4 protein-coding genes are annotated in these 7,404 nt (G+C 59.9%); 2 read left to right on the top strand and 2 right to left on the bottom strand.

Annotation, left to right across the window (positions count from 1 at the left end):
• The first annotated feature begins 98 nt into the window (after positions 1–98).
• A complete protein-coding gene (locus tag ACVWXW_RS10605; RefSeq protein WP_457403794.1) occupies positions 99–1,625 on the top strand; it encodes an FAD-binding oxidoreductase in 1,527 nt (508 codons plus the stop codon).
• Here ACVWXW_RS10605 and treZ read toward each other — a convergent pair.
• On the bottom strand, positions 1,622–3,445 hold the full coding sequence (gene treZ, locus ACVWXW_RS10600) for a malto-oligosyltrehalose trehalohydrolase (RefSeq protein ID WP_457403798.1): 1,824 nt from the start codon (positions 3,443–3,445) through the stop codon (positions 1,622–1,624). The genes ACVWXW_RS10605 and treZ overlap by 4 nt on opposite strands.
• Positions 3,446–3,900: 455 nt before the next feature.
• Between treZ and ACVWXW_RS10595 the strand changes: the two genes are divergently transcribed.
• The gene (locus ACVWXW_RS10595; RefSeq protein ID WP_457403793.1) at positions 3,901–5,988 is read left to right on the top strand and encodes a prolyl oligopeptidase family serine peptidase; all 2,088 of its coding nucleotides are present in this window, start codon (positions 3,901–3,903) and stop codon (positions 5,986–5,988) included.
• On the opposite strand, the gene eno is transcribed toward ACVWXW_RS10595, so the two are convergent.
• Entirely contained in the window at positions 5,985–7,268 is a 1,284-nt protein-coding gene (gene eno, locus ACVWXW_RS10590; protein WP_011434092.1) for a phosphopyruvate hydratase, read from the bottom strand. The genes ACVWXW_RS10595 and eno overlap by 4 nt on opposite strands.
• Positions 7,269–7,404 lie beyond the last annotated feature (136 nt).

Below are 7,404 nucleotides of genomic sequence, written 5' to 3'. Positions count from 1 at the left end.
AAACAGAAAGATCAACTGGTAGTAATCCGTACTGAACATATTATACATTATTTTCAGTATAGTTGAGCTTATTATTGACTAGAGTCATGCTCCTGCCGATGGCTGAAGTTGTCCCCCCGCCGGAAGCCTTGCCCGCCTCGGATGCCTGGTGGGGATCCCTGCGGCAGCCGCAGGCGGAACTGCCCCCGGCAGTGGTTCACCCTTCTTCCGCTCGTTTGGGCAGCCAATCCTGGGATGCCGATGTGGTGATTGCCGGCGGCACCTTGGGGATCCTTCTGGGGGCGGCTTTGGCCAAGCGGGGCTGGCGGGTGATCCTGCTGGAGCGAGGGATCCTGCGGGGTCGGGAGCAGGAGTGGAACACCTCCCGGCAGGAATTGCAGGTGTTGCTGGAGCTGGAACTGCTCACCCCAAGGGAATGGGAGAAGGTGCAGGTGACCCATTATCCTGGCGGGCGTATTGGCTTTGGGGATGGCCCCAGTTGGTGGGTGGAAGGGGTGCTGAATGTGGGGGTGGATCCCGCTGGATTGCTGGAGCACTGCAAAGCCCACTTTTTGGAATGGGGTGGCCAATTGCGGGAAAATACTTGCTTTTTGGGTGCTGCTGTTCACCCGGATGGGATCGGCATCCAAACCAACACGGGATCCCTCACTGCCCAGTTGCTGGTGGATGCTATGGGGCATCGCTCCCCCCTCGTGGCCCAGGCTCGCCGAGGACAGCCGCCGGATAGCGTGTGTCTGGTGGTGGGATCCTGTGCCCAGGGGCTGCCCGACCAACCCACGGGAGATCTCTTCTACAGCTTTACCCCAGCCCAGAACGGCTACCAGCCCTTTTGGGAAGCCTTCCCCGCCCGCGATGGGCGCACCACCTATCTGTTCACCTACTGCGACCGAGATCCGGAGCGGCCTAGTCTAGAGCAGCTCTGGCGGGATTACTGCCGGCTGCTGCCAGCCTACCAGGGGGTGGAGCTGGCCCAGATCCGCTGGGTGCGCAAGCTATGTGGCGTTTTCCCCGCCTACCGCTGCAGCCCTCTGCAACTGCCCTGGGATCGCCTGTTGGCAGTGGGGGACAGCAGTGGCAGCCAGTCGCCTCTAAGCTTTGGCGGCTTTGGCGCCATGTTGCGCCACCTGGATCGCCTGCAACAAGGAATCCACGAGGCCCTGGCGCAACGGCAGTTGAACCAGGCAGCCCTAGCCCTGCTGCAACCCTACCAGCCCAACTTGGCCGTGACCTGGCTATTTCAGAAGGCCATGATTCCCCCTCTGCAGAACAAAAGTTGGGATCCCAATAGCATTAACCGCCTGTTGAGCAGGGTGTTTGCGGCCATGGTTGCCGCCGGCCCCCAGGTGGTGAAGCCCTTTTTGCAGGATGTAGTGCAGTTCGGCGGCTTGGCCCAGGCCCTGTGGGGGGTGACGCGTCGGGATCCCAGCTTGGTAGCCAGACTTTTGCCTCGGTTGGGGTTGCCGGAGCTGGTGGCATGGGCGGGCCACTTTGGCGCCCTTGGCCTCTACGAGCTGCTGCAAAGGCTAACAGATCGCCCGGAGCCGGAAACCAACCCCCAGGACTACTTCTGGAGACGGCGCCGCGAGGCTTGGCGCTACGGCTGCGGCCGGGATTACCTCTTTTAGGGGTTCTGACCGTACACCGCCACCCCATAGGGCGGTACCTCCACAAGATCTCCTTGGCTTCCGGCGGGCAGAGAGGATCCCTTGCCCAACCACTGGGTCTCATGGCTGTCCAAAAGTTTTTCCCAGGTGCCGCTGGGCCATTGGGTATAGGTGACTGGCTGATCGGGGCTGAAGTTGAAAAGGGCAAGCAAAGCCTGGGATCCGTGGCGGCGGTGCAGGGCAAGGCCAGCGCCCGAAAACAGCTCCACTTCCACTCCATCCCGCTCCAAGTGCTGGAGAGCCGGTTGGGTTTTGCGCAGCCGGATCAGGGCCTGGTACCACTTCCAGAGAACCTGGTGGTGACCGGCCTTTTTCAACTCCCAATTCAGCTTGGAGCGCAAGAAAGTCTCTTCAGCTTGGGGATCCGGCGGCTCTCCCTGCCAGGCAAAGGCGCTGAACTCGCGGCGGCGTCCTTGGCGCACCGCTTCCACCAGGTCGGGATCCCCGTGGCTGACAAAATACAGAAATGGCGCCACTTCCCCATACTCTTCCCCCATAAATAGCAGCGGCAGCATGGGAGCTAGCAGCAGGGCAGCGGCAGCCAATTTGAGGCCCTCGAAAGAGGTGAGCTGGCTAAGGCGCTCTCCCAGCCTGCGGTTGCCCACCTGGTCGTGGTTTTGAATGCAGACAACAAATTGGGATCCCGGTCGCCCAACAGCGGAGTTGCCGTGACGCCTGGCGCGGTAGCAGGAGTACTGGCCAGAATAAACGTAGCTCTCCCGGTAAGCCTTGGCCAGGTGCTCCAATTCGCCAAAGTCCTGGTAGTAGCCTGTCTTTTCCCCGGTAAGCAGGGTGTGAAGTGAGTGGTGGAAGTCATCGCACCACTGGGCATCTAGCCCGTAGCCCCCTTGCTCTCGGGGGGTGATGAGGCGGACATCGTTGAGGTCGCTTTCGGCAATGAGAACCCTGGGCCGGCCAGTGCGAGCTTCTAGGGCATCCACCTGCTCTGCCAATTCCTGCAAGAAGGGGTAGGCGCTGAAGTCGTAGATGGCATGCACCGCGTCCAGCCGCAGCCCATCGAGATGAAACTCCTCCAGCCAGTACTCGGCGTTTTGTAGGAAAAACTCTCGCACGCCGTCAGAATAGCGGTCGTCGAAGTTGAGGGCATCCCCCCAAGGGGTGTGGTACTTGTCGGTGAAGTAGGGGCCAAAATCCCGCAGGTAGTTCCCCTCCGGCCCCAGGTGGTTGTAGACCACATCCAAGATGACGGCCAAGCCCAGTTGGTGGCAGGCGTTCACCAGGGCTTTCAGATCTTCAGCTCCCCCATAGGCGGTCTGCACCGCGTAGGGATAAACACCGTCGTAGCCCCAGTTGCGTCCCCCCGGGCATTGGGCCACCGGCATCAGCTCCAGCACATTCACCCCCAACTCTACCAATTCCGGCAGGCGAGGGATCAGGGCGGCAAAGGTGCCCTCGAGGGTAAAGGTGCCTACATGCAGCTCGTAGAGGATCCACTGGGGCAGCGGGATCCCCTTCCACCCCTGATCCTGCCAGTCGAAGTGGGGATCCACCACCCGCGAAGGGCCGTGGACGCCGTAGGGCTGGCAGCGGGAAGCGGGATCCGGCCGCTCCACTACCCCTGCTGAGGTGTGCAGGCGGTAGAGGTAGTCCACTGGCCCAGGTGGGATCCCGTCCACCTCCCCCTGCCAATAGCCCTGCTCATCCCGCACTAGAGTAAAGCAACGTTGGACAGGGCTGAGCAGCTTCAGCTCCACCTGCTCAACCAAGGGCGCCCACACCGAGAAGTGATAGCAGCCTGAGCCCAGGGGATAGGCGCCCATCCGCCCGGCCTGGAAGAAAGGAGAAGCCTGCAACACAGAATCTATCCCGCAACTCGGCTTCCACTATAGCGAGCATGCCTGGCAAAAGCCGGAGAGTGGGTTTTTGGCTTCTCCTCTGCCATAGTGGAATGGGTCTGATACATTTACGCTGAACACTGCTGAACATCACTGTTCAACTATGCAGCGATAGCATTCTGTTTGTTTCCATTCGCGTTAGCGGGACGGAGTCCAAACAGAATGGCGGTATCCCGCAAAGCTTTGAGTAGAATACCCAAAGCGCAGTTTCCGTGTCGTCTTACTACCAATTTTCTGCTTTGCTTTGGCTACCATGTTGGCAGACTCGAAAGTAAACAGAAAGATCAACTGGTAGTAATCCGTACTGAACATATTATACATTATTTTCAGTATAGTTGAGCTTATTATTGACTAGAGTCATGCTCTAGCGCTTAGGTCTCATGCTCAACTACCCGCCCAGCTATCCCGATCCCACTGTTGTGGACATCTACCACGGGCAGCCGGTGCCGGATCCCTACCGCTGGCTGGAGGATCTGGATTCCGAGCAGACGCGGGCCTGGATTGAGGCGCAAAACCACCTTACCTTTAACTACTTGCAGCAGATCCCAGCCCGGCAGCGGATCCGAGAACGCCTGACCCAGCTCTGGAACTATGAAAAATACAGCCAGCCCTTCAAAGAAGGGGGCCGCTACTTCTACTTCAAAAACGACGGCCTGCAAAACCAGAGCGTTCTCTACACCCAAGAAAGTCTAGAGGGCCAGGCGCGGGTTTTGCTGGATCCCAACACCTTCTCGGAAGACGGCACGGTGGCTCTAGCGGGCATTGCCATCAGCCGCGCTCGCGACAGCGGTGCGGAGCACGCTGGACGGTATCTAGCCTATGGCCTCTCCTGCTCCGGCTCCGATTGGCAAGAGTGGAAGGTGCGGGACATCGAGACCGGCGAGGATTTGCCGGATCACCTGCGCTGGATTAAGTTCTCGGGAGTAAGCTGGACGCTGGATGGACAAGGATTTTTCTACAGCCGCTACGACGAACCGGCCCCCGGCAGCGAATACGAAAGCGCCAACTACTTCCAGAAGCTCTACTACCACCGCCTGGGCACCTCCCAGTCAGAAGATGTCTTGGTCTATCACCGCCCCGACCAAAAAGAGTGGGGCTTTGCCGGCGGGGTTACTGAAGATGGGAATTACCTCATCATCTCCGTCTGGCGGGGCACGGATCCCAAAAACCTCATCTTCTACAAAGACTTGCGGGATCCCCAGTCTCCTGTAGTAGAGCTCATCCGCGAGTTTGAGGCCGAATACAGCTTCGTGGGCAACGACGGATCCCGCTTTTGGCTGTTGACGGACTGCCAAGCTCCTCGGCGGCGACTGGTGGCGATTGACTTGGAGCAGCCCGACCAGGTGCAGGAGGTGATCCCTGAGGCGGAGGAGACCCTGCAGGGGGTTAGCTTGATCAACAATCAGTTTGTGGCCTTCTACCTCAAAGACGCCCACACCCAGATCAAGACCTTTGCTTTAGACGGCAGCTACCTAGGAGAAATCCCGCTGCCCGGGCTGGGATCTGCCAGCGGCTTTGGCGGCAAGCGCTACGACACCGAGACCTTCTACACCTTTACCAGCTTCACTACCCCGCCCACCATCTACCGCTACGATTTCACCAGCGGCACCAGCACCCTGTTCCGTCAGCCCCAGGTGGATTTCAATCCCCAGGCCTACGAGGTGCAGCAGGTGTCTTACACCAGCAAAGACGGCACCCGCATCCCCATGTTTCTCGTCCACCGCCGTGGCCTGACTCGGACAGGGGATCACCCCACCCTGCTGTATGGCTACGGCGGCTTTGGCATCTCTCTTACCCCCAGCTTTTCAGTGGGTCTGGTGGCCTGGCTGGAAATGGGAGGGGTTTACGCCCAGCCCAATTTGCGCGGCGGCGGCGAGTACGGAGAAGAGTGGCACCAGGCGGGCACCAAGCTCAACAAGCAAAAGGTGTTCGACGACTTTATTGCCGCTGCCGAGTGGCTGATAGCCCATGGCTACACCAACCCCGCCAAGTTGGCCATCTCCGGCGGCAGCAACGGCGGCCTCTTAGTGGGGGCCTGCCTGGTTCAGAGGCCGGAGCTGTTTGCAGCGGCCCTGCCGGCAGTGGGGGTGTTCGACATGCTGCGCTTTCATAAGTTCACCATCGGCTGGGCCTGGATCTCCGAGTACGGATCCCCGGAGAACCCGGAGGAATTCAAGGCCCTCTACGCCTATTCCCCTCTGCACAACCTCAAGCCCGGCACTGCCTATCCCGCCACCCTGATCACCACCGCAGATCACGACGACCGGGTGGTGCCCGCCCACAGCTTCAAGTTTGCCGCTGCCCTGCAGGCAGCCCAGGGGGGATCCCAGCCCATCCTCATCCGCATCGACACCAAGGCAGGGCACGGGGCCGGCAAGCCCACCAGCAAGCTGATTGAGGAAGCTGCCGACCGCTGGGCCTTTTTGGTGCAGGTGCTAGGGATCCCCTGGGACGGAACGGGAAGTTAGCGAGCTCTAGGACCCAGGCCCACCCGACCGGCATAAACTGCCGCTTCCCCCAGCTCGTCTTCGATGCGCAGCAGTTGGTTGTACTTGGCAATGCGCTCGCTGCGGCAGAGGGATCCGGTTTTGATCTGCCCGGCACGGGTGGCCACCGCCAAGTCGGCAATGGTGGTGTCTTCCGTCTCGCCAGAGCGGTGGCTGATGATGGTGCGAAAGCCGGCTTGAACTGCCAATTGGATGGCCGAGACGGTCTCCGTCAGGGTGCCGATTTGGTTGGGCTTGATCAAAATGGCGTTGGCGGCGGCGCTGTCGATGCCCTTTTGCAGGCGGGTCAGGTTGGTTACAAACAGGTCATCTCCCACCAGCTGTACCCGGGATCCCAGTTGAGCGGTCATGGCTTGCCAACCGGCCCAGTCTTCTTCCGCTAGCCCATCTTCAATGGAAAGGATGGGATAGTTGGCCAGCAGTTGCTGGTAGTAAGCCACCATATCAGCCGCGCTGTGGGCTTTGCCCTCAAAGTGATATTGCCCATCCTGCAGCAGCTCGTTGGCGGCCACATCCAAGGCCAAGGCGATATCTGCTCCCGGTTTGTAGCCTGCCTGTTCAATAGCCGTCATCAGCAGATCCAAAGCCGCCGCATTGGAGTCGAGATCAGGAGCAAACCCCCCTTCATCCCCCACACCGGTGGACAGCCCCTTCTGCTGCAGCACTTGTTTTAGTACCGCAAACACCTCAGCCCCGTAGCGCAGCGCCTCGCGAAAGCTGGCCGCTCCAATGGGCACAAGCATAAATTCTTGAATATCGACGTTGTTGTCGGCGTGGGCGCCGCCGTTGAGCACGTTCATCAGCGGCACCGGCAGCAGGTTGGCAAAAGGCCCCCCCAGGTATTTGTAAAGAGGCAAGCCCACTGCTTCCGCAGCCGCTTTGGCTGTCGCCAGAGAAACTGCCAAAATAGCGTTGGCCCCCAGGCGGGACTTGTTGGGGGTGCCGTCCAGGTCGATCAGCAACTGGTCAATACGGGCTTGGTTGAGGGCATCTTCTCCCTGCAGCTCCGACTGGATGGGGCCAAGGATGTTTTCCACCGCCCTCAGCACACCCTTACCGCCGTAGCGTTTGGGATCCCCGTCCCGCAGCTCATGGGCCTCGAAGGTACCGGTCGAGGCACCGCTGGGAACCTGCGCCAAGCCCGTTGCTCCATTGGCTAGACCCACCAGGGCTTCTAGGGTGGGACGCCCTCGCGAGTCGAGGATCTCATGGGCGGTAATCCACTCGATGGCCGTTTCCACAGTTACACCTCAGCAATTGGCTAGATAGCTCTGGCCAAAGCCAGATCCCCCCATAGACTAGTAGATTCTTGCCCGCGATCCGGTCAGCTTCCAGAAAACTTTAAGTCTGTCCTTCGGGCACAGAGATTCTTCAAGG

This window comes from Thermostichus sp. MS-CIW-30 (assembly GCF_054058015.1).
Note: the sequence above shows the minus strand (reverse complement) of the source record. Positions and strands in the feature narration are given on the sequence as shown.